At 63.0% G+C, this 20,728-nt stretch carries 21 protein-coding genes; 12 read left to right on the plus strand and 9 right to left on the minus strand.

The annotated features are described in order from the left end of the window. Positions 1-118: 118 nt before the first annotated feature. Complete coding sequence (locus tag A3A9_RS0105285; protein ID WP_027057835.1) at positions 119-901, plus strand: FadR/GntR family transcriptional regulator; 783 nt, start codon at positions 119-121, stop codon at positions 899-901. Between the two features lie 96 nt (positions 902-997). On the opposite strand, the gene A3A9_RS0105290 is transcribed toward A3A9_RS0105285, so the two are convergent. Continuing rightward, positions 998-1,987, minus strand: coding sequence for an NAD(P)-dependent oxidoreductase (locus tag A3A9_RS0105290; protein ID WP_275451160.1), 990 nt, complete (start codon positions 1,985-1,987; stop codon positions 998-1,000). A 68-nt stretch (positions 1,988-2,055) separates the two neighbouring features. On the opposite strand from A3A9_RS0105290, the gene A3A9_RS0105295 reads away from it, so the two are divergent. The 9 genes from A3A9_RS0105295 to A3A9_RS0105340 all read left to right on the plus strand — a co-directional run bounded on the left by A3A9_RS0105295 (position 2,056) and on the right by A3A9_RS0105340 (position 12,128). Then, positions 2,056-2,952: an NAD-dependent epimerase/dehydratase family protein gene (locus tag A3A9_RS0105295; RefSeq protein ID WP_027057837.1), complete on the plus strand. Its 897-nt coding sequence runs from the start codon at positions 2,056-2,058 to the stop codon at positions 2,950-2,952. A gap of 102 nt (positions 2,953-3,054) precedes the next feature. Next, positions 3,055-3,831: a FadR/GntR family transcriptional regulator gene (locus A3A9_RS0105300; RefSeq protein ID WP_027057838.1), complete on the plus strand. Its 777-nt coding sequence runs from the start codon at positions 3,055-3,057 to the stop codon at positions 3,829-3,831. A gap of 190 nt (positions 3,832-4,021) precedes the next feature. Continuing rightward, entirely contained in the window at positions 4,022-5,251 is a 1,230-nt protein-coding gene (locus A3A9_RS0105305; protein WP_027057839.1) for an MFS transporter, read from the plus strand. 158 nt (positions 5,252-5,409) lie between these two features. Beyond that, on the plus strand, positions 5,410-6,438 hold the full coding sequence (locus A3A9_RS0105310) for a LacI family DNA-binding transcriptional regulator (protein WP_027057840.1): 1,029 nt from the start codon (positions 5,410-5,412) through the stop codon (positions 6,436-6,438). Positions 6,439-6,746: 308 nt separating this feature from the next. Beyond that, on the plus strand, positions 6,747-7,874 hold the full coding sequence (locus tag A3A9_RS0105315) for a sugar ABC transporter substrate-binding protein (protein WP_027057841.1): 1,128 nt from the start codon (positions 6,747-6,749) through the stop codon (positions 7,872-7,874). A gap of 81 nt (positions 7,875-7,955) precedes the next feature. Next, complete coding sequence (locus A3A9_RS0105320; protein ID WP_027057842.1) at positions 7,956-9,503, plus strand: sugar ABC transporter ATP-binding protein; 1,548 nt, start codon at positions 7,956-7,958, stop codon at positions 9,501-9,503. Next, entirely contained in the window at positions 9,500-10,480 is a 981-nt protein-coding gene (locus tag A3A9_RS0105325) for an ABC transporter permease (protein WP_027057843.1), read from the plus strand. The genes A3A9_RS0105320 and A3A9_RS0105325 overlap by 4 nt, the downstream gene beginning before the upstream one ends. Continuing rightward, positions 10,477-11,463 (plus strand): ABC transporter permease, encoded by a 987-nt coding sequence (locus tag A3A9_RS0105330; RefSeq protein WP_027057844.1) that lies wholly within the window; start codon positions 10,477-10,479, stop codon positions 11,461-11,463. The genes A3A9_RS0105325 and A3A9_RS0105330 overlap by 4 nt, the downstream gene beginning before the upstream one ends. A gap of 116 nt (positions 11,464-11,579) precedes the next feature. Then, entirely contained in the window at positions 11,580-12,128 is a 549-nt protein-coding gene (locus A3A9_RS0105340) for a gluconokinase (RefSeq protein ID WP_027057845.1), read from the plus strand. Here A3A9_RS0105340 and A3A9_RS0105345 read toward each other — a convergent pair. The 3 genes from A3A9_RS0105345 to A3A9_RS0105355 form a co-directional block, all read right to left on the minus strand. After that, positions 12,123-13,247 carry a hypothetical protein gene (locus A3A9_RS0105345; protein ID WP_027057846.1) on the minus strand — a complete coding sequence of 375 codons (1,125 nt, stop codon included), beginning with the start codon at positions 13,245-13,247 and terminating at the stop codon, positions 12,123-12,125. The genes A3A9_RS0105340 and A3A9_RS0105345 overlap by 6 nt on opposite strands. Before the next feature lie 89 nt (positions 13,248-13,336). After that, positions 13,337-13,786, minus strand: a complete 450-nt coding sequence (locus A3A9_RS0105350) for an RrF2 family transcriptional regulator (RefSeq protein ID WP_027029809.1) — start codon at positions 13,784-13,786, stop codon at positions 13,337-13,339. Between the two features lie 248 nt (positions 13,787-14,034). Continuing rightward, positions 14,035-15,021, minus strand: coding sequence for a sulfate ABC transporter substrate-binding protein (locus A3A9_RS0105355; protein WP_027057847.1), 987 nt, complete (start codon positions 15,019-15,021; stop codon positions 14,035-14,037). 235 nt (positions 15,022-15,256) lie between these two features. On the opposite strand from A3A9_RS0105355, the gene A3A9_RS0105360 reads away from it, so the two are divergent. Both A3A9_RS0105360 and A3A9_RS0105365 read left to right on the plus strand, forming a co-directional pair. Next, positions 15,257-15,529 (plus strand): AbrB/MazE/SpoVT family DNA-binding domain-containing protein, encoded by a 273-nt coding sequence (locus A3A9_RS0105360; protein ID WP_027057848.1) that lies wholly within the window; start codon positions 15,257-15,259, stop codon positions 15,527-15,529. After that, positions 15,529-15,927: a type II toxin-antitoxin system VapC family toxin gene (locus tag A3A9_RS0105365; protein ID WP_027057849.1), complete on the plus strand. Its 399-nt coding sequence runs from the start codon at positions 15,529-15,531 to the stop codon at positions 15,925-15,927. The genes A3A9_RS0105360 and A3A9_RS0105365 overlap by 1 nt, the downstream gene beginning before the upstream one ends. A 14-nt stretch (positions 15,928-15,941) precedes the next feature. Here the strand turns inward: A3A9_RS0105365 and A3A9_RS0105370 are convergent, their stop codons facing one another. The 5 genes from A3A9_RS0105370 to A3A9_RS0105390 all read right to left on the minus strand — a co-directional run bounded on the left by A3A9_RS0105370 (position 15,942) and on the right by A3A9_RS0105390 (position 20,717). Next, entirely contained in the window at positions 15,942-16,982 is a 1,041-nt protein-coding gene (locus A3A9_RS0105370) for a sulfate/molybdate ABC transporter ATP-binding protein (RefSeq protein WP_027057850.1), read from the minus strand. Positions 16,983-16,995: 13 nt separating this feature from the next. Next, on the minus strand, positions 16,996-17,880 hold the full coding sequence (cysW, locus tag A3A9_RS0105375) for a sulfate ABC transporter permease subunit CysW (RefSeq protein ID WP_033838357.1): 885 nt from the start codon (positions 17,878-17,880) through the stop codon (positions 16,996-16,998). Further along, positions 17,873-18,724: a sulfate ABC transporter permease subunit CysT gene (gene cysT, locus A3A9_RS0105380; RefSeq protein ID WP_027057852.1), complete on the minus strand. Its 852-nt coding sequence runs from the start codon at positions 18,722-18,724 to the stop codon at positions 17,873-17,875. The genes cysW and cysT overlap by 8 nt, the downstream gene beginning before the upstream one ends. Before the next feature lie 22 nt (positions 18,725-18,746). Then, positions 18,747-19,775 carry a sulfate ABC transporter substrate-binding protein gene (locus A3A9_RS0105385; protein WP_027057853.1) on the minus strand — a complete coding sequence of 343 codons (1,029 nt, stop codon included), beginning with the start codon at positions 19,773-19,775 and terminating at the stop codon, positions 18,747-18,749. A gap of 219 nt (positions 19,776-19,994) precedes the next feature. Next, the gene (locus A3A9_RS0105390; protein ID WP_051370767.1) at positions 19,995-20,717 is read right to left on the minus strand and encodes a M15 family metallopeptidase; all 723 of its coding nucleotides are present in this window, start codon (positions 20,715-20,717) and stop codon (positions 19,995-19,997) included. Between the last annotated feature and the right edge of the window lie 11 nt (positions 20,718-20,728).

The following is a 20,728-nucleotide window of genomic DNA, read 5'->3' on the forward strand; positions in this document are numbered from 1 at the left end:
CGGGGGCCAGAGGCTCCGGCTTTGACGCGTCCATGGTTTGGATTTCGGCAACAGGATCGGCGCGCCGAGCGGGTTCGGATCCTTCCGGACGACAGACGGCCGACGCATTGGAACGTGGATGCCGGACGAGACGTCAAAGAAAAAAGCCAACCGGGCCAAGGCGCAAGCCAACCGCGATCCGGTGGTCGTGCGCAGGGCGGATGCGGCGCACTTTCCTGGATCGAGCGTTCACGCCTCGCTCGCCAGCGAGATTGGTCTGCGGATCGTGCGCGGCGACTATCCGCCCGGCAGCATCTTGCCCAACGAGGCCAAATGGGCCGAAACCTTCAATGTCAGCCGCTCGGCGGTGCGCGAAGCGATCAAGATGTTGATGGCCAAGAGCCTTTTGGCATCACGTCCCAAGATCGGAAGCTGGGTCGAACCGAGGGAGCGCTGGAACCTGCTCGACCGCGACGTGCTCGCCTGGTACGCGACCGCACCCGACCGCGAAGCGTTTCTGCGCACCGTGCAGGAGTTCCGCCATATCATCGAACCGGAAGCGTCCGCCTTTGCCGCCATGCGGCGCAGCGACGAGCAAATGGCCGAGATCAGCCTGGCCTGCCGCGAGATGGGCGAGGCGGCAAACCTGCCGGAACGCATCCGCGCCGACACGCGCTTTCACCTCGCCATCCTGCGGGCCTCCGGCAACGACCTTCTGGTGCCGCTCGGTGTGCTGATCGAGTCCGCACTCGACCATCTCTTCGTCTTCACGACGCGCCAGGTCGGCGATCAGCGGCGGGCGCAGATGCTGCACGAGGCGATCGAGAAGGCCATTCGCCTCCAGCGTCCCGCGGCAGCGCGCAACGCCGTGCACAAGCTGCTCGCCGACACGGATGAGGGGATCGGAAGCAGGCGGCGGTGACGCTGGCTTGCGCCGGCCCTTCGCAGGCTCAGGGCGTTCGAAGTTCGAAAAGCCAAGCAATTGGCTTTTCGTCCGCTGCGCGGACCACTTCTCACCTCAGATCGTCTGCTTCTTGCCATCCTTCGTCGGCATCAGGTCGACGCCGTTTACCTTGCCAATATGGGTCGCCAGCATCGGCACGAACTGTTCGGCCGGGCCAGTGGCATGGGCGCCGGCGAAGGAATTCTTGGTGGCATTGCCAAGCGGGTTGGCGATGCCGGCGGCACCGGCCATGGACTCCAGATAGGTCAGGTCCTTGAAGGCATTGGCGATGGTGAATTTATGGGCGTCACGGTCGCCTTCCAGCGTCCAGCGCATGAAGGTCTGGTAGAAGCCGCAATCCATGCGACCGTTGCGGATGACGCTGTCGAAACGCGGCGGTGAGATACCGACCTTTTCCGCCAGGGCCAGCGCTTCGGAATAGAGGGCGGCATAGCCCAGCGAGATGAAATTGTTGAGCAGCTTCATGCGGTGGCCGTCGCCGGTGTCGCCGATATGGACGATGCGCCCCGCCCAGGTTTCGATCACCGGCTTGACCCTGGCAAAGAGTGCGTCGGGCGCGCCGACCATGGCGTCGAGCGTGCCTTCCCAGGCCTCCTTCGGCGTGCGGCTCAGCGGCGCATCGACATAGTCGATGCCCAACGCCTTGAGCTCGGCTGCAAGGGCCACGGTCGAGACCGGGTCGGAGGTCGAACAGTCGACGACAACCGAGCCCTTCTTCAAGCCTTCCTTGAGGCCGCCGGGGCCGCGGATGATGGCTTCCACCTCGCGCGAACCAGTGACGCAAATGAAGACGATGTCGGATGCCGCCGCCACATCGCGGGAGGTCGCCGCTTCCTTGGCGCCACGGCCCAACAGGTCCTCCGCCGGCTTGCGGTTCTTGCGGCCAAGGAATGTCAGGGGATAGCCCTTGTCGACAATGTTCTTGGCGATGCCGTGGCCCATCAGGCCTAGGCCGATGAAGCCGATATTTTCGCGCGCGGTGGTGGTGCTCATGTCGTCGGTCCTATCCCGGATTATCGATAATGATGCAGCCGTTTTAGCCATATGTGGTTGCGGAACGCAATATTGTCTGACAATACACGTCAATTCCAGAGCCTGTCATGGAGACCAGAATGACGAAGAGGATCATGTTCACCGGCGGCAGCGGCAAGGCTGGGCGTCATGTCGTGCAATACCTTGTCGAACAAGGCCATCAGGTGCTCAACATCGACACCAAGCCGCTCGACAATCCAAAGGTGCGCACGCTGATCACCGACATCACCGACAGCGGGCAGGTGTTCAATGCGCTGTCGAGCTATATGGGCCTGCACGAATTCGACCCGTCGCTGCGTCCGCAGCCGGTGGATGCCGTGGTGCATTTCGCCGCCATCCCGCGCATCATGATCACGCCCGACAATGAGGTGTTCCGCATCAACGCGATGGGGACCTACAATGTTATCGAGGCGGCGGTGAAGCTCGGCATCCGCAAGGTGATCATCGCCTCCAGCGAGACGACCTATGGCCTAGTGTTCGCCAACGAGCCACGCGATCCCAAATATTTCCCGCTCGACGAGGAGTATGACGTCGATCCGATGGATAGTTATGCGCTGTCGAAGGTCGTCAACGAGAAGACGGCTCGTGCCTTTGCGCTGCGCAATGGCACCGACATCTACGCCTTGCGTATCGGCAATGTCATCGAGCCGCATGAGTATTCGCTGTTCCCGAAATGGTTCGCCGATCCGGGCTTCCGCAAACGCATCGCCTGGAGCTACATCGACGCGCGCGACCTTGGCCAGATCACGCTGCGCGCCATCGAAAAGGATGGTCTCGGCTACCAGGTGTTCAACGCTGCCAATGACGACACCTCGTCCGACCTGCCGACGGCCGAACTCCTGAAGCGGTTTTATCCCAACGTGCCGGTCAAGGCCGAACTCGGCGAATACGAGACGCTGCTGTCGAACCGCAAGGCGCGCGACATGCTCGGTTTTTGCCCGGAGCACAGCTGGCGCAAATACGTCAAAACGACCTGAGCGAGCGAGCAAACGGGGATGGGCTGTGCATAGCGGAGCGGTTTGCGGCCCAACCGCCCGGTGGTGCTTGACAGCTTCCGTAAACCGGCCTTTCTGAAGCGTATGCGGGACGCGAAGCCGAACAAGGAAAAATCGCCGAAAAAGCCGGCAGCCGCCGAGCGCCCGGCCGGTGTTCGCCGGCCCGACGCGGCGCGCATTCCGGGCGCCAGCGTGCACGGCTCGCTGGCCAGTGAAATTGGCCTGCGGATCGTGCGCGGCGACTATCCGCCCGGCACCATCCTGCCCAATGAAGCGAAATGGTCGGAGACCTTCAGCGTCAGCCGCTCGGCGGTGCGCGAGGCGATCAAGATGCTGATGGCCAAGAGCCTGCTGGCGTCACGCCCCAAGATAGGCAGCTGGGTTGAGCCGAAGGAGCGCTGGAACCTGCTCGATCGCGACGTGCTCGCCTGGTACGCGACCTCGCCCGACCGCGAGGTGTTCCTGAAGACGGTGCAGGAGTTCCGCCACATTATCGAGCCGGAAGCGACCGCCTTCGCCGCCATGCGGCGCACCGGCGAGCAGATGGCCGAGATCAGCCAGGCCTGCCGCGAGATGGGGGCAGCGACCAGCCTGCAGGAGCGCACCCGCGCCGACACGCGCTTTCACCTCGCCATCCTGCGGGCCTCCGGCAATGACCTCTTGGTGCCGCTTGGCGTGCTGATCGAATCCGCCTTCGATCATCTCTTCGCTTATACGACGCGGGCGGTTGACGACCTCAACCATGCGCAGAAGCTGCATGAGGCGATCGAGAAGAACATCCGCCTGCAGCGGCCGGACGCGGCACGCGCCGCAGTGCGGAAATTGCTGGCCAACACCGACCACGTGATCAAGTCACGCTGAACAGCTGATCCGCCGGCAGCACGCCAAGGTAGCCCCGGCTATTCGCGCGGGGCCTGGACGGCTATTGCGCATGCGCATTTTCAATCTGGAGCCACGGATTTGCCCGCCGTGGCGCTGCTGCCGGCTGAAAATGCGCTGATAGTGGCGCAAACGGTAGCCGATTTTCGAGACCGCCGGCAAGGAAACGCCTTTGACCCGAACCGATCTGAGCCGGCCAAGCCCCGGCATTGACAGCTCCTACGCCTGGACGCGGCTGGCCATCTCGATGGTGCTGGCGACAATCGGGGCTGTCGGCATGTGGGCCGTCGTCGTGGTGCTGCCCGCTGTGCAGGCCGAATTCGGCGTCGACCGCGCCGCGGCATCCATGCCCTACACCGCGACCATGGTCGGCTTTGCCGCCGGCAATGTGCTGGTTGGCCGCGCCATCGATCGCATGGGCTATTGGATCCCGGCGCTGATCTCTTCAGTGGCGCTCTCCGCCGGCCTGCTGCTCGCTGCGTTGTCGACCTCGATCCTGCAATTCACCCTTGCGCAAGGCGTGCTGATCGGTGTCGGCACGTCGGTGATCTTCGGGCCGCTGATCGCCGACATTTCGCACTGGTTCAACCGCCGGCGCGGTGTCGCGGTCACGGCGGCGGCGGCCGGCAACTACCTCGCCGGCGCGCTCTGGCCAACCATCATGCCGACCCTGATCAAGGCGGAAGGCTGGCGCTTCACCTATGCTGCCATCGGCGTCTTCTGCCTGGTCACCATGGTGCCGCTGGTGCTGCTGCTGCGGCGCGGGGCTCCGGATGCGGCGGCGGCCGGCTCGCCCGGAAGCCGGCCGGTGCAGCCGATTCCCATGTCGCCGGCGGCGTTGCAGGGGCTGCTGGTCGTCGCCGGCCTCGGCTGCTGCGTGGCGATGTCGATGCCGCAGGTGCACATCGTCGCCTATTGCATGGATCTAGGCTACGGCATCGCGCATGGCGCCGACATGCTGTCGATCATGATGGCGGCAGGTGTCGTCAGCCGGCTTGCTTCGGGGTTTATCGCCGACCGCATCGGCGGGGCGAAAACCTTGATCATCGGTTCCGTGCTGCAATGCCTGTCGCTGCTGTTTTACATCCCATTCGACGGGCTCGCCTCGCTCTATGTCGTGTCGCTGGTGTTCGGCCTGTCGCAAGGCGGCATCGTGCCTTGCTACGCGATCATCGTGCGCGAATATTTGCCCGCCAAGGAGGCCGGCCAGCGTATCGGCATCGTCATGATGGCAACGATTTTCGGCATGGCGATCGGCGGCTGGATGTCGGGCTGGATCTACGACCTGACCGGTTCCTATGCAGCGGCGTTCCTCAACGGCATCGCCTGGAATCTGCTGAACATATTGGCCATCGGGCTGTTCATGTGGAAGGCAAGGAGCAGGGCCGTCGTGGCTGCCTGAAGCAAGGGGCGGGCAAGGCTCCTGGACACCCTCCGCTTGACAATGGACACGCAACTGCGCGACGCCAGAGGCCAAGGGGTGCGGCAACGGGCCGGTGAGATGGCGACAGCTGGGATGATTGTATTGCGGGCGCGCTTCGGCGGCTGCGGGCCGTGGCCTTGATCAAGCCACGCTCGCGCCGGGGCGGCGGTCGCCCGACCATATCGGATGTCGCGCGCAAGGCCGGCGTCGGCGCCATCACCGTGTCGCGTGCGCTGCGCGAGCCGGAGCGTGTCTCCGAGGAATTGCGCCGGCAGATCCAGGCCGCCGTCGACGAGCTTGGCTATGTGCCGGACCCCAATGCGCGGGCGCTGGCCTCGGCGCGCGCCGAAGTGTTCGGCGTGCTGGTGCCGTCACTCACCAACAACGTCTTCGCCGAAGTGGTGCGCGGCATCTATGACAGCCTGTCCGACAGCCCGTTCCGCATCCAACTCGGCAACACGCACTATTCGGGACTTGAGGAAGAGCGGCTTTTGCAGGTGTTCGGCTCGCAGCGGCCGGCGGCGCTGATCGTGGCCGGCATCGACCAGACGCCGACCTCGCGAAAACTGCTGGAAAATGCCGGCTGCCCGGTTGTGCAGGTGATGGAGACCGGACCCGAACCCGTCGACATGATGGTCGGCTTCTCGCATCTCGACGGCGGCAGGGCGGCGACCGAGCATCTGATCGAGGCGGGATATCGGCGCATCGGCTTCATCGGCGCGCGCATGGACCCGCGTTCGCAGCGGCGGTTGGCCGGTTATCGCGCGGCGATGGAGAAAGCCGGCCTGTTCGACCCGCGCCTGGTCACCACCACGCCGGTGCTGTCCAGCGTGCCACTCGGCCGCGAACTCTTCCGCGATGCGCTGGCCAAGATGCCGACGCTCGATGGCGTGTTCTGCAACAATGACGACATCGCGCTCGGCGTGCTGTTCGAGTGCCATCGGGCCTCGATCGACGTGCCGAAGACGATCGGCATCGTCGGCTTCAACGATCTCGACATGATGCAGGTGGCCTTTCCCTCGATCACAAGCATCCGCACCTACCGCTACGAAATCGGCAGGCGCGCCGTCGCCATGGCACTGGCGGCAATCTCTGGCGACAGGCCGCAGGAGCGGATCGTCGACCTCGGCTTCGAGCTCAAACGCCGCGAGAGCACAGCACGCTGAATACGCTTTCGAGACCGCCCGCAAATGGCGCTTTACACAACGTCATGGTAGCGCTACCATTTTTATTGAGCGGGTATAACCACTTAGATGCTGAGCCTGTTTATTATACATAAGCAACAGCTCATGCTTGTTTATTATGTATAATATGATAGATTTCACCCCGCTGAAGGGGGCGGCAAGGGGAGGGATCGCGGAGGCCTTCGGCACCTTGGTAGGCGTGACTGGGCAAGGCGGAGGGGCCAGCCGGAAGCGCGAAAATTCCATAAAACTGAACAGACAAATCAGAACTGCAATCGGGAGGATTATCGATGATCAAGTCACTTGTTGGTGGCATCGTTGCCGCCACTGCATTCGTCATGTTGAGCTCGTCGGCGATTGCCGCGGGTCCTGAAATCGTCAAGGGTCCGGCGGCCGAGCCGGATTGCTTCTCACCCTGGGCCGCGGACACGCTGTTCTTCAAGTTCCCCAAGAAGGCCGGCCCATACCGCATTGCGCTCGCCAACGGCTATATCGCCAACACCTGGCGTATCCAGATGGTGCAGACCGCGAAGGCCTATGCGGCGCAGAAGGACGTCGCCGCGAAGCTGAAGGAATTCAAAGTCGTCTCGACCGGCGAAGACGTGCCGGCGCAGATTTCGGCGATCAACAACTTCATCGATTCCGGCTATGACGCCATCGTCGTCAACGCACAGAACCCGACCGCCTTCGGGCCGGTGATCAAGCGCGCCAAGGAAGCCGGCGTCGTGCTGGTTGCCTTCGACAACATTCTCGACACCAAGGATGCCATCAACGTCAACGTCGACCAGAAGGGTCTTGGCGAGCTGTGGGGCAAATGGCTGGTCTCGCATGTGCCGAACGGCGGCAAGGTGCTCGAGGTGCGCGGCGTTGCCGGCACATCGGTCGACACCGACCGCCACACCGGCATCCATGAGGTTCTCGATGCCTCTGGCAAGAAGTGGGACGTCACCGAAGTCGTCGGCAAGTGGGATGACGGCGTTGCGCAAAAGGCTTCGGCCGATGCAATCGCCACCAACGGCCCCTTCGACGGCGTCACGGGACAGGGCGGCGACACCGGCATCGTGCAGGCGATGATCGATGCCAAGCATCCGTTCGTGCCGTTCGGCGGCGAGACCGAGAACGGCTTCCGCAAGTTCTGCGCGGCCCACGCGGCCGACGGGTTGAAATGCTCGTCAGCCGGTACCGGCCCGGCGCAGGTGGCGGTTGCCATCAAGACCGCGATCGCAGCGCTTGAAGGCAATGTCGTCCCGCAGTCGGTCAAGCTGCCGCTGGCGATCGTCGAGGATCCCAACTTCAAGGCCGGTCAGGATTTCTTCCCCGACCAGTCCGACAATTTCTTCGTCGGTAATTCCTTCCCGACCTGCGGGATCAACTTCACTGCGCAGGAAATCATGGGTCAGACCAAGGCTGACCAGTAGGCTGCACACCCGGCGCCGCGGGATCTCCTGCGGCGCCGACCACTCGATATCCTTGGTCGTCAAAGTGCCTCGGGAGGGCCGATGGACGGTGCGGTTCCGCTCTTCCAGATGGAAGGCATATCCAAACGCTATGGCGGCGTGCGAGCGCTGGAAAAGGCGGAGCTTGTCGTCACGTCCGGCAACATCCACGCCATCCTTGGCGAAAACGGCGCCGGCAAATCGACGCTGATCAAGGTGATGGCGGGCGTCGTCGCGGCCGACGAAGGCCGCATGATGCTGGATGGCCGTGAGGTGACCTTCGCTTCGCCGGCTGCCGCCAACAAGGCAGGCATCGTCTGCATCTTCCAGGAACTGTCGCTGGTTCCGGAACTCAGCGTCGCCGACAACATCCTCATATCGGATCCGCCCAAACGCTTCGGCATGATCGACCGCAAGGCGCAGCGCCGCATCGCCGAGGAGGCATTGGCGCGCGCGGGTGCTGCCGACATCCATCCGTTGGCGCTGGTCAAGGACTTGCCCTTGTCGCGCCGGCAGATGGTCGAGATCGCCAAGGCGCTGGCCAGAAAACCGCGCGTCCTGATCCTCGACGAGGCGACGTCCGCGCTCACCGCGGCGGATGTCTCGAACATTTTTGGCGTGCTGAAGCGATTGCGTAGGGAAGGGCTGGCGCTGCTCTACATCTCGCACCGCATGAATGAGATCGCGGAACTCGCCGATCAGTGCACGGTGTTCCGCAACGGCCGCAACGTCGCCAGCTACAAGGCCGGCTCCAAGAGCGACAATGAGGTGGTCGAACTGATGATCGGCCGCGAATACAGTCACATCTTCCCGCCCAAGCCTGCGACCGTGCCAGCTACAGCCGCACCCAGGCTTGAAGCCCGCAAGCTCTCGTGGACCGACCGGCTGGACAACATCTCGCTGACGGTCAGGGCAGGCGAGGTGGTCGGTCTCGGCGGTCTCGACGGCCAGGGCCAGCGCGAATTGCTGCTTGCCTTCTTCGGCGTGCTGCGCGGTCTTTCCGGCGAGGTGCTGATCGACGGCAAGCCGGTGACGATCGGCAGCCCCGCGAAGGCGCGGCGGGATGGTATCGGCATGGCGCTGATCCCGGAGGACCGCAAGACCGAAGGACTGATGTTGCCGATGACAGTGCGCGAAAACCTGTCCTTCGCCGCGCTCGACCGGCTGTCCAGGGGCGGCATCATCGACCGCGCCGCCGAACAGCGGCTGATCGACGACATGGTCGGCCTTCTGGCGATCAAGACAGCGGGCCTCGACATTCCGGTCGGCGCGCTGTCGGGCGGCAACCAGCAAAAGGTGGTCATCGCCAAATGGCTGATGCGCCAGCCGCGCATCATCCTGCTCAACGATCCGACACGCGGCATCGATGTCGGCACCAAGCAGGAGCTCTACCAGCTGATGCGCAAGCTTGCCGACGCGGGTGCGGCGATCCTGTTCTATTCGACTGACTATGACGAGCTGATCGGCTGCTGCGACCGGGTGCTGGTGCTCTATGACGGCGCCGTCAAGCGCGAGCTGGTCGGCGCCGAGATTACCGAACGGGCGCTGATAGCGAGCGCGCTCAACATCCATGGCGAGGAGAGCCCGGTGGGCCTGGGAGCAAGCGCGTGAAAGATTGGCGCTATTGGCTGGCCGAGCAGCGCGGAACGCTGCTGGCGCTCGGCATCTTCATCGTCATGTTCGTCATCTACACATCGAACCATCCGGCCGGCTTCACCGCCAATGTCGTGCAGACGGCGGCGAACAAGGGCGTGCTGCTCGCCTTCGTCGCCATGGCGCAGACACTGGTGGTGATCACCGCCGGCATCGACCTGTCCGTCGGCATGATTTTCCTCCTCACCAACTGCCTGGCCTCCTGGCTGGTGGTGGGCACGCCGATGCAGACCACGCTCGGCGTCATAGCCGTATTGGCGGTTGGCCTTCTCTGTGGCGCCATCAACGGCGCCATCGTCATCTACGGACGGCTGCAGCCGATCGTCGCCACCATCGCCACCGGGGCCGTCTATTACGGCATCGGCCTTTTGCTGCGGCCCTTCCCGGGCGGTTCGGTCAATGAGGATCTGGCCGATGCGCTGACCGGCCGCGTCTTCGATGTGGTGCCGGCGAGCCTCGTCGTGCTGCTCGCCATCGTGCTGGTGATCTGGGTGCCGTTCAGCCGCTCGGTGCTTGGCCGGGCTGCCTACGCGGCGGGTTCGTCGGAGACGGCGGCCTACATGTCCGGCGTGCCGATAAGGCGCGGCAAGTTCGCCGCCTACACGCTGGCCGGGCTGCTGGCCGCGATCGGTGGGCTGTTCCTGACCTTCTTCACCTATACGGGCGACGCGGCCTATGCCAGCGGCAACGCCTACACGCTGTTCTCGATCGCCGCCGTGGTGCTTGGCGGCGTCTCGCTGTTCGGCGGCAAGGGCAGCGCCATCGGCGCCATCTTCGGTGCGCTCGCCTTCCGCACCATCGGCGATTTGTTGTTCGTGTTCGATTTCGATCCGCTCTGGCAGCCGCTGTTCCAGGGCGTTATCCTGCTGATCGCCGTCAGCCTCGGCGCCTTCGCCCTGTTTCGGGTCCGTAACCGGCTGGAGTGGTTCCTGTGAGCGAAACGACGCTTGGTGGCATTGCCGGCCGCATGCCCAAATTCATCCGCCGCGCCGACCCGGCGGTCCTGACGGCATTCGCCTGTATCGTGCTGCTGCTGTTCCTCGGCAGCCTCTATTCCAGAAGCTTCCTGTCACCCGAATATCTGCTGCAGCAGCTCAAGGTCGCCTCGTTCCTCGGCGTCATCGCCACCGGCATGATGCTGGTCGTGCTGCTCGGCCAGATCGACCTGTCGGTGCCATGGTCGGTGGCGGCCGGCGCAATGATGGCTTGCGCTGCAGCAGCCTACGGCCCGGTCGGCGTGGCGCTGGCCATTCCGTTCGGCATCTTCTGCGGCGTGCTGATCGGTATCGTCAACGGCATCGGCGTCGCCTATCTGCGCATTCCCTCGATGATCATCACGCTGGCCACCAACGCTGTCGCGCAAGGGCTGATGGTGGTCTACACCGGCGGCTTCTCGCCCCAGGATTCGGCAACCCGCGCAATGCGCTACCTAGCGACGGGTTTTACAATTCCGGGCGTGCCCAACGCGGTCATCATCTGGGCTGTCATCGGTGCCGCGATGGTGTTCGTGCTGACCCGCACCGGCTTTGGCCGCACCGTCTACGGCATCGGCAACCGCGAGCGAGCGGCCTATCTCTCCGGCATCGACACAAGGCGTGTGGTGATGATCGCCTTCGCCGTCTCCGGCGGACTCTCGGCTTTCGGGGGCGTGCTTCTGGCCGGCTATGCCTCCAAGGCGGCGCAGTCGATGGGCGATGCATACCTGCTGCCGTCGATCGCCGCCGTGGTGCTTGGCGGCACCTCTATCCTCGGTGGGCGCGGTTCCTACCTCGGCACCGTCGCCGGCGTCATCCTGATCACGCTCTTGCAATCCATTCTCTCGGTCATGCAGATGCCGGAGGCGGGCCGGCAGATCATTTATGGCGTCGTCATCGTCGCCATGCTGTTGCTCTATGGCCGCGCGCCGGCAAGCCGCTAGAGCCGGATGATTTCAGGTCGAATCGACCAGAAATCTGAATCCGCCTCTAATTCAAGGAGATAGAGCATGATGTCATCCGAAAACCGCTTCACACTTTTCGGCATCATGCTCTAGTCGTGGACGAAGAAGCAGCGCAGGCGCCAACGAGCGCTCCCGGCTCAGTGCCTCCGGCCATCGTGGTGATGGGTGTCGCAGGCTGCGGCAAATCGGCGGTCGGCATCGCGCTGGCAGCCGCGCTCGGCGCTGCCTTCATCGAAGGCGACAGACTGCATCCACCGGAGAATGTCGCTCGCATGGCAAGCGGCGAGCCGCTTACCGACCAGTTGCGCGAAGGCTGGCTCGACGCGATCGGCGAGCGCATCGCGGCTTCGGCTGGCAAAGGGCAAGGTGTGGTCGCGGCCTGCTCAGCGCTGAAGCGCTGCTACCGCGCGCGCCTGCGCGGTTTTTGCGCTGACATCGTCTTCCTCTATCTGGAGATCGATCAGGCGACGGCAAGGCAGCGGGTCGCCAGCCGCAAGGGGCATTTCATGCCGGCAAGCCTGGTCGACAGTCAGTTTGCCATTCTGGAACCCCCAGGGAGGGATGAGCGGGCCGTGACAATCGATGCGACGCGTCCCGTTGCCAATGTCGTTGCGGACGCAATGCGGCTGCTGGCCAGATTATGAGCCGGTATCGTCACCGGCCATGACCTCGTCCGAGGCTTCCGTCATCCGACGGCTTCCGGACCAGATCAGCATCTGTTCGGGAAACAGTTTCAGCGCTTCGAGCAGCCGGTCACGCTTGAGCAGGATATAGCGTGCCTGCAGCATCATGTCCTTGGCTCCGTCCCGTCCGATCCCGGCTGCAGCCGGCAACAGCTCCGGGCTGATGACGGCCCGATATTCGCGGAAGGGAATGGTCTCGAAGGTCGACATCGAAAACAGCGCCGCCTTGCCCCTGGCGGCGAAGTTCGCCGGCGCCGAAGCAAGATGCGTCCAGCCGCTTTCGCCGATCGCGACCTCGGTGAAGGTCGAGCCTGCGTGGATGGTGTTGGTCATCAGCACCACGCCATTGCCTCTGAGGATCTTCTGGATGCGGATGGTGACCTGGTAGGCGTCGTCGCGCTCGAAGACGATGCGGCTCTTCAGATAGCGGTTCTCGACCTTGACCAGCGGCGGGTTCAGGAAACGCAGGCCGAACATCGATTCCGAGACACCGTGGGAATTGACGCTGACCTGATGCGCCTCGACATCAGCCTCGTGCAGGGCGCGCTTGCCGAAGATGGTCTGGGAGGTGAACTGATCGCACCAGATGATGGCGCCGTGGCCACGCCGCAAGGCTGCTTGCAGCCCTTCCTGCCCCTCCAGCAGGATGGTCGGTGACCATCGGAAGCCGGCGACGTGCGCGGCAAGCTGCAGCCGGCGGCGGTGACGCGCCGCGAGCAAGGCCTCGAACAGTTTGCGCGCGTCGATGCTGCTGCCAAGCACTGCGCGCGTGGCGTCGGCATAGGCTGGAAATTGCTTGCGCACATGGCGTTTCAGGCGAAGCTGGGACATTCGATCGCAAATCGACGCCCACCAACGCACCGGCACTGCAGCCGCGACCGCGAGATAGAAGATGGCGAGTAGGCTTTCGCGAAGGTCCCGGTTCGAGAACCGGCGCACCCTGCCGGGGTGGACGACCTTGCGGCTGAAGAAGCGGACGTGCTCAGCCCTTTCCGGTACAGGGACGTCGGCGATGATTTCGGTCCGGAAACTTGCCGTGGCGGTCGGCCTGCGGGATTTCGCGAACCTTGACAGCCTCATCCGACGGGCGTCCATCCGTTCCTGTTGCAAAACGCTTTATGCGCCTGAGCGCATCTTACGATGATGAACGCCGGGTGCCAGTGGTCGATCTAGATCTGCGAAGACAGTTCGACCGGGAAATCGTCGTTGTCGGCATCGCGCATGGCGGCGAGGCTTCTGTTATCAAGCACCTCGGCGATCGCCTGGCGCACTTCCAGCATCATGTGCCGGACCTGGCAGGTGGCTTCGTCGCAATCCTCGCAGCGCTGGTACTGCGTGCGGCTGGCGCAAGGTATCGGCGCCAGCGGCCCGTCCAGCACGCGCACGACATGGCCGATCTTGATCTCGGAGGCCGGGCGGGCGAGGCGATAGCCGCCTTCCTTGCCCTTGCGGCTCTGGACGAAGCCGGCATTGCGCAATTCGCCCAGAATGGCATCGAGAAATTTCTTCGGGATGTTGTTGGCGACCGCGATGTCGTTGACGAAGGCCAGTTGGCCAATCGGCAGACTGGAGAGATGCACGAGGGCCTTGAGGCCGTATTTGCCTTTTTTCGTCAGCATGCCCGAGTCAACCCGTTAAAGCCCCAACCACACCGCATCTGGCGACTGTTTGTGTGCAAATAATGACGTTTTGATCACACGATGATGTTTCGCCAAAACAAGCCGGCCGATTGGCACATTAGGCACAAACGCGTTGATTCTTTGTAACGTTTTGCAGGAATGACGCTGATATCCAGGGATAACAGGCCTGAAACGAAAGAAGGCCGGCAAAGCGCCGGCCTTCTCGGTGAGTTCAAACGCTGAAACCGTCAGCGGCTGCCATAGGCCTGGTCGAGAAGGCCGCCGGCGGCGAAATGCTCTTTCTGGATCTTGTCCCAGCCGCCGAAGACGTCTTCAACCGTCAGCAGGCGCACCTGCGGGAAGTCGGCCTTGTATTTGGCGGCGACCGCTGCGTCACGCACCCGGTTGCCATTCTGGGCGAGGATGTCCTGGCCTTCGGGCGTGTAGAGGAAATCGAGATAGGTCTTGGCCAGATCGCGCGTGCCGTGCTCGTCGGCGACCTTGTCGACGATCGCCACCGGGAATTCGGCAAGCAGGCTGACCGAAGGCGTGACCTGCTCGAACTTGTCGTCGCCATACTCCTTGCGGATGCCGCGCGTCTCGGACTCGAAGGTGATCAGCACGTCGCCGATCTCGCGCTGCACGAAAGTGGTGGTCGCGGCGCGCCCGCCCGTGTCGAAGACCGGCACGTTGTTGAACAGCTTGGTGATGAATTCCTTCACCTTGGCATCATCGCCCTTGAAGGCTTCCTTGGCGTAAGCCGTGGCCGCCAGATAGGTGTAGCGCGCATTGCCGGAGGTTTTCGGGTTGGGGAAGATCACCTGCACGTCGTCGCGCACCAGATCGTTCCAGTCCTTGATGTGCTTGGGGTTGCCGGCGCGCACGAGGAACGAAGGCAGCGAATAGAAGGGCGAGGCGTTGTTGGCGAAATCCTTCTGCCAATCGGCCGAGACAAAGCCTTTCTTGACCAGAAAGTCGATGTCGGTGACCTGGTTGAAGGTGACGACATCGGCGCCGAGGCCCTCGGCGATGGCACGCGCCTGAGCGGATGTGCCGGCATGCGACTGGTCGATGGTCACGCCCGGATGCTGGGCAATGAAGGCCTTGTTGACCTGGACGAACAGCTCGCGGCCGACGTCATAAGAGGCGTTGAGCAGCTTGTCGGCCGACCAGGCTTGGGAGGATGCGAGGAACAGGCCGGCGACAGTGGCAACGCCAAGGAAAAATCGCTTCATGAAAATAGGGCTCCGATGCAATGCGTTTATGGGTTAAGCATAGCCGTGCGGGACGATAGGCAGCGAGGTACACAGCGCAGCATCATCGCTTTGTCGCGAGAAAAGACGTCGCCGAAACAGCGAGTGCTTGGAATTCTGTTCCAGCGGGCGGCTCCCAGAGCCCGATTCTTTCTGCACCTTGAATGCTTACGGTATTTGGCATATACATATGGCATATACAAAGCGAGGCGCCATCATGTCCGAGCACCGTCATCCAACGACGCCACCGAAGGAGGCAAAGCTCTTCCGCAACAACCGCAGCCAGGCGGTGCGCATTCCTGTGGAGTTCGAGCTGCCGGGTGACAAGGTGCTGATCAGCCGCGAAGGTGATCGCCTTGTCATCGAGCCGGTTCGCAAACCTGGCCTCAGCGCGTTGCTCGCCCAATGGGCGAAAGAGGCGCCGCTTGGTCCTGAAGACGACTTTCCCGAGATCAACGATGCGCCGGTCCAGTCCGAGGATATTTTCTAATGCGGTTCATGCTGGATACGAACATCATCAGCGAGATGATCCGAAACCCGGCCGGCAAGGCTGCCGGCACTATGGTGCGCGAGGGAGACGCAGCCGTCTGCACAAGCATCGTCGTCGCCTCTGAGTTGCGATATGGCTGCGCCAGGAAAGGCTCGGCCAAGCTGCTCAGGAAGGTCGAGGAATTGCTGGCCGAAATCCCTGTTCTGCCGCTCGATGTGCCGGTGGATGCAGAGTATGGCGCACTTCGCGCCGAGCTGGAGGCCATTGGCCAACCCATTGGCCATAATGACCTTTTTATTGCCGCTCACGCCTGCGTGCTGGGTGCCATTTTGGTGACGGCCAACATGGGGGAGTTCACCCGGATACAGAAGCTGAAGGTCGAGAACTGGCTGGAATAGCCGTTGGCCGAGGATCAAGCGGCCGGAAACAGCTTCCAACGTCCCGGACGGAACGCCACCCGGCTCTTCTGCGCCGCGGGATGGCCGACCGGCAGTTCGATCTCGACCCGCTGGCGCTGGCCGCCGATCTCGAGCTCGACGCGCCGCGTGCCGGCAACGCGACGGCTGGCGGCGACCGTGCCGGCGATGCAGCCGCTGCAGCCGTCGAGCAGTTCGACGTCGTGCGGACGGAAATAGAGCGTCGCATCGCCCTCGGGCGCATGTGGCGCCGCCAGTCCGATCGGACGGTCGGCAAGCCAGATCTCGCCATTCTCGACCTTAACGGGAAGCGCGTTCGATTCGCCGATGAAGCCGTAGACGAAAGGGGAGTTCGGGGTGTCGTAGATGTCGTCGGCGGTGCCGACCTGCTCGATGCGGCCCTGGCTCATCACCACGACGCGGTCGGCAAGCTCCAGCGCCTCTTCCTGATCGTGGGTGACGAAGACGGTGGTGTGGCCGGTGCGGTCATGGATCTCGCGCAGCCAGCGGCGCAATTCCCGGCGTACCTGCGCATCGAGCGCACCGAACGGCTCGTCGAGCAGCAGCACCTTGGGTTCGATCGCCATGGCGCGGGCAAGTGCCACACGCTGGCGCTGGCCGCCTGAGAGCTGCGCGGGGTAGCGTTTTTCGAGCCCTGAAAGCTGGACGAGGTCGAGAAGTTCGGAAGCGCGGCGGCGGATTTCCTGCGCCGGCGGCCGTGACGGCCCGTGCCGGACCTTCAGGCCAAAGCCGATATTGTCGGCCACGGTCATGTGCCGGAACAGCGCATAATGCTGGAACACGAAGCCGACATTGCGCTCCTGGATCGACTTCTGCGAAGCATCCTCGTCGCCGAAGAAAATCTTGCCGCGCGTCGGCCGCTCGAGCCCGGCGATCAGCCGCAGCAGCGTCGTCTTGCCGGAGCCAGATGGTCCCAGCAGCGCGATCAGCTCGCCCGACTTGATGTCGAGCGACACGTCGTGCAGTGCCGGAAACCGCTCGAACTCCTTGCGCACATTGGCAACGCGAACTTCCATACAAATCCCTCTGCTAATGTCCGCGCGTCGCGGCAAGCTCGGCGCCGTAGCGCATCTCGAGCAATGTTTTCAAGACCAGCGTGACCAGCGCCAGCCCGGCAAGCAATGAGGCGACGGCGAAGGCGCCCACCGCGTTGTACTCGTTGTAGAGGATTTCGACATGCAGGGGCATGGTGTTGGTCAGGCCCCTGATATGGCCCGATACCACCGACACCGCGCCGAACTCGCCCATGGCGCGGGCGTTGCACAACAGCACGCCGTAGAGCAGCCCCCATTTGATGTTGGGCAGCGTCACGTACCAGAAGGTCTGCCAGCCATTGGCGCCAAGCGAAAGCGCTGCCTCCTCGTCGCCATTGCCCTGTTCCTGCATCAGCGGGATCAGTTCGCGGGCGACGAAGGGGAAGGTGACGAAGACGGTGGCGAGCACGATGCCGGGCACGGCGAACAAAATCTGGATGCCGTGCATTTTCAGCCAACCGCCAAGCAGCCCCTGCGCGCCGAACAAAAGCACATAGACCAGGCCTGAAATGACCGGCGAGACCGAGAAGGGCAGGTCGATCAGCGTCGTCAGGAAGGCCTTGCCCTTGAACTCGAATTTGGCGATGGCCCAGGCGGCGGAGATGCCGAAGACGACGTTGAGCGGCACCGAGATCGCAGCGACAAGCAGTGTCAGGTGGATGGCCGAGCGTGCGTCCGGTTCGACCAGCGCTTGCGTATAGGCACCGATGCCTTTCGCCAGCGCCTCATGGAAGACGATGATCAGCGGCAAGAGCAGAAAGATGCCGAGGAAGGCAAATGCGATGGCCATCAGCACGGCTTGCGCCGGACGGCTTTCGGTCACCGCCGCCGAGCGGCTCTCATGGTAGGGTTCGTAGGATTTGATCTCGGGGTCAGCCATAGCGCTTGCGGCTCCATGTCTGCACGAGATTGACAATCAGAAGCATGACGAACGACAGAGCTAGCATGATCGCCGCGATCGCGGTCGCCGCCGGGTAATTGTATTCCTCAAGCCGGATTACGATCAGAAGCGGCGCGATCTCGGATTTGTAGGGCAGATTGCCGGCGATGAAGATGACCGAGCCATATTCGCCGACGCCGCGGGCAAAGGCCAGCGAAAAGCCGGTGATGATGGCCGGCGCCAGGCCCGGGAACAGCACGCGGGTGATGATCTGGAAGCGGCTGGCGCCAAGCGTGGCTGCTGCCTCCTCCACCTCCTTGTCGATTTCCTCCATGATAGGCTGCACGGTGCGCACGACAAAGGGCAGGCCGATGAAAATCAGCGCGATGACGATGCCGAGCGGCGTATAGGCGACCTTGATGCCGAGCGGCAGCAGCAATTTGCCGATCCAGCCGTTTGGTGCGTAGAGCGTGGTGAGCGCGATGCCGGCCACCGCCGTCGGCAGCGCGAAGGGCAGGTCGACCATGGCGTCGACGATGCGGCGGCCAGGGAAGCGGTAGCGCACCAGCACCCAGGCGACCAGCGTGCCGAAAACGACATTGACGGCCGCCGCGATGAAGGCGGTGCCGAAGCTGATTTCAAGCGCATTCAGCGTACGGCGATCGGTGGCGATGGCCCAGAACTCGGTCCAGCCGAGTGAGGCCGAGCGCCAGACCAGCCCGGACAGCGGGATGAGAATGATGAGGGTGAGGTAGGCAAGCGAGAAGCCGAGCGTCAATCCGAAACCCGGAATGACGCTCGGCTGCTTGAAACGCCACCCCGCCTGCGCGGGTGCTGTGGTCATGTCGTCCTGATCTAGATTTAGCTCACTGGGCCGGCTTGTAGATCTGGTCGAATATACCACCGTCGCCGAAATGATAAGGCTGTGCCTTCTTCCAGCCGCCGAAAAGCGGATCGTCGATGGAGATCAGCTTGATATCAGGCGTCTTCGGAATATCCGCCGGCGCCACCAGTTCGGGCTTGGCCGGACGATAGTGGTTCTTGGCGATGATCGTCTGCGCTTCCTTGGAATAGAGCCAGCCGAGATAGGCTTCGGCTACTTTGCGCGTGCCCTTGGCATCGACATTGGCGTCGACAATCGCCACCGGCGGCTCGGCCAGGATCGAGGTCGGCGGATAGACGATCTCGAAATTGTCGGCGCCGAATTCGTCGAGCGCCAGATAGGCATCGTTTTCCCAGCCGATCAGCACGTCGCCAATGCCCTTTTGCGCGAAGGTCACGGTCGAGCCGCGGGCGCCGGTGTCGAGCACCGGAGCATTGGCGTAGAGCTTGCCGACGAATTCCTTGTTCTTGGTCTCGTCGCCGCCATCATGGGCGTTGGCGTAGGCCCAGGCGGCGAGGTAGTTCCAGCGCGCGCCGCCCGAAGTCTTCGGGTTCGGCGTGATCACCTGGACGCCGTCCTTGACCAGATCGCTCCAGTCGTGAATGCCCTTGGGGTTGCCCTTGCGGACCAGGAAGATGATGGTCGAGGTGTAAGGCGCTGAATTGTTTTCGAATTTCTTGCGCCAGTCGGGGTTGATTTTCTTCGACTTGGAGACGATGGCGTTGATGTCGCCCTCGAGCGCCAGAGTCACCACGTCGGCGTCGAGGCCGTCGATCACGGCGCGGGCCTGGGCGCCCGATCCGCCATGTGACTGCTGGATGGTCACCGTCTCGCCGGTCTCGGCCTTCCAGTGGGCGGCAAACGCCTCGTCATAGGCTTTGTAGAGCTCACGTGTCGGATCGTAGGACACGTTGAGAATGGTGGTGTCGGCAAACGCGAAACCGAGCGTCCCGAACTGGACAGATGTGGCGACCAGTGCGCCGAGCAGTTTCCTGAAATGAGGTTTGGTCATTTCTGCCTCCGTTGAACCCGCGCCAAATCTACCGAATTGATAGAAATAAGATGCATCGAATGTTGCCTTTTTTGCCCTCTTGAAGAAAATCTTCGATGAGATTTTGCATATAGGAGAAATATTTTCCCCTGCGCGTGATCGACGCGAATCCACGCGGCTATCAGACCTATCTAGAAATGTGAGGTGTCGGGGCAAGGCCGTAGGGGACTGATGGGGGGATCACTCCGCAGTAATGGGAAAGTCGAAGCGCTGCCGGGCGAACGGTTCGTTTGTCAGCGTGAAGTGCCACCATTCGCGCGCATAGTTCTTGAAACCGCCGGCACGCATGACATCGACGAGCAGCTTGCGGTTTGCCGCTGCTTCGTCGCCGAGCGGGCGGTGGGCGGTTTCGCTCATCGGGTCGAAACAGTCGAAGCCGGTGCCGAAATCGAGCGTGTTGGCATCGACAGCGCCGCAGGCCGGTTTCGGCGCAGCCGTGCTGCCGACAGGCGCTATGGCGACATCGATTGTCGAGCCGCGTGAATGGGTTGACAGTTCGCCGACATAGCCTTTGGCAATGAGGTCGCCGCGCTTGACCTTCGGATACCATTGCGGATCGGGCGGGCCACCTTCACGCGTCCATTCGCCCATATCTGCCACCGCACGGGCAGGGCGATAGCAGTCGAACACGACCAGCGTCAGACCCTTGGCGACGATCGCCTTCTGGAGACCGGCGAGAGCTTGCGCCGCCTGCAAGGTGAGAATGCAGACCGGCGCGTCATAGCCGCTCACCTTGCGGTGCAGGAAATCATCAGATCCGGCGTAGCGGATGTCCTGGCGGATCGAGGGGTCGATATCGGCAAGCCGAACAAAGCCGGCAGGGAGAGGGCTGGCACGCGCGGGCAGAACGAAAGCCGCAACAGCCAGCGCGCAAAAGCCAATGCGTTGAATCGCCTGGCGCATTCTATTCAAGG

It is taken from the genome of Mesorhizobium loti CJ3sym, from assembly GCF_000472785.1.
In the GTDB taxonomy this organism is placed as follows: domain Bacteria; phylum Pseudomonadota; class Alphaproteobacteria; order Rhizobiales; family Rhizobiaceae; genus Mesorhizobium; species Mesorhizobium loti_E.

Excerpts from the sequence above, each read along its gene's own strand:
- A3A9_RS0105285 (WP_027057835.1), top strand. The coding sequence starts at position 119 with ATGCCGGACGAGACGTCAAAGAAAAAAGCCAACCGGGCCAAGGCGCAA.
- A3A9_RS0105290 (WP_275451160.1), bottom strand. The coding sequence starts at position 1,987 with ATGGCTAAAACGGCTGCATCATTATCGATAATCCGGGATAGGACCGAC.
- A3A9_RS0105295 (WP_027057837.1), top strand. The coding sequence starts at position 2,056 with ATGACGAAGAGGATCATGTTCACCGGCGGCAGCGGCAAGGCTGGGCGT.
- A3A9_RS0105300 (WP_027057838.1), top strand. The coding sequence starts at position 3,055 with ATGCGGGACGCGAAGCCGAACAAGGAAAAATCGCCGAAAAAGCCGGCA.
- A3A9_RS0105315 (WP_027057841.1), top strand. The coding sequence starts at position 6,747 with ATGATCAAGTCACTTGTTGGTGGCATCGTTGCCGCCACTGCATTCGTC.
- A3A9_RS0105320 (WP_027057842.1), top strand. The coding sequence starts at position 7,956 with ATGGACGGTGCGGTTCCGCTCTTCCAGATGGAAGGCATATCCAAACGC.
- A3A9_RS0105345 (WP_027057846.1), bottom strand. The coding sequence starts at position 13,247 with ATGAGGCTGTCAAGGTTCGCGAAATCCCGCAGGCCGACCGCCACGGCA.
- A3A9_RS0105350 (WP_027029809.1), bottom strand. The coding sequence starts at position 13,786 with ATGCTGACGAAAAAAGGCAAATACGGCCTCAAGGCCCTCGTGCATCTC.
- A3A9_RS0105355 (WP_027057847.1), bottom strand. The coding sequence starts at position 15,021 with ATGAAGCGATTTTTCCTTGGCGTTGCCACTGTCGCCGGCCTGTTCCTC.
- A3A9_RS0105360 (WP_027057848.1), top strand. The coding sequence starts at position 15,257 with ATGTCCGAGCACCGTCATCCAACGACGCCACCGAAGGAGGCAAAGCTC.
- A3A9_RS0105365 (WP_027057849.1), top strand. The coding sequence starts at position 15,529 with ATGCGGTTCATGCTGGATACGAACATCATCAGCGAGATGATCCGAAAC.
- A3A9_RS0105370 (WP_027057850.1), bottom strand. The coding sequence starts at position 16,982 with ATGGAAGTTCGCGTTGCCAATGTGCGCAAGGAGTTCGAGCGGTTTCCG.
- cysW (WP_033838357.1), bottom strand. The coding sequence starts at position 17,880 with ATGGCTGACCCCGAGATCAAATCCTACGAACCCTACCATGAGAGCCGC.
- cysT (WP_027057852.1), bottom strand. The coding sequence starts at position 18,724 with ATGACCACAGCACCCGCGCAGGCGGGGTGGCGTTTCAAGCAGCCGAGC.
- A3A9_RS0105385 (WP_027057853.1), bottom strand. The coding sequence starts at position 19,775 with ATGACCAAACCTCATTTCAGGAAACTGCTCGGCGCACTGGTCGCCACA.
- A3A9_RS0105390 (WP_051370767.1), bottom strand. The coding sequence starts at position 20,717 with ATGCGCCAGGCGATTCAACGCATTGGCTTTTGCGCGCTGGCTGTTGCG.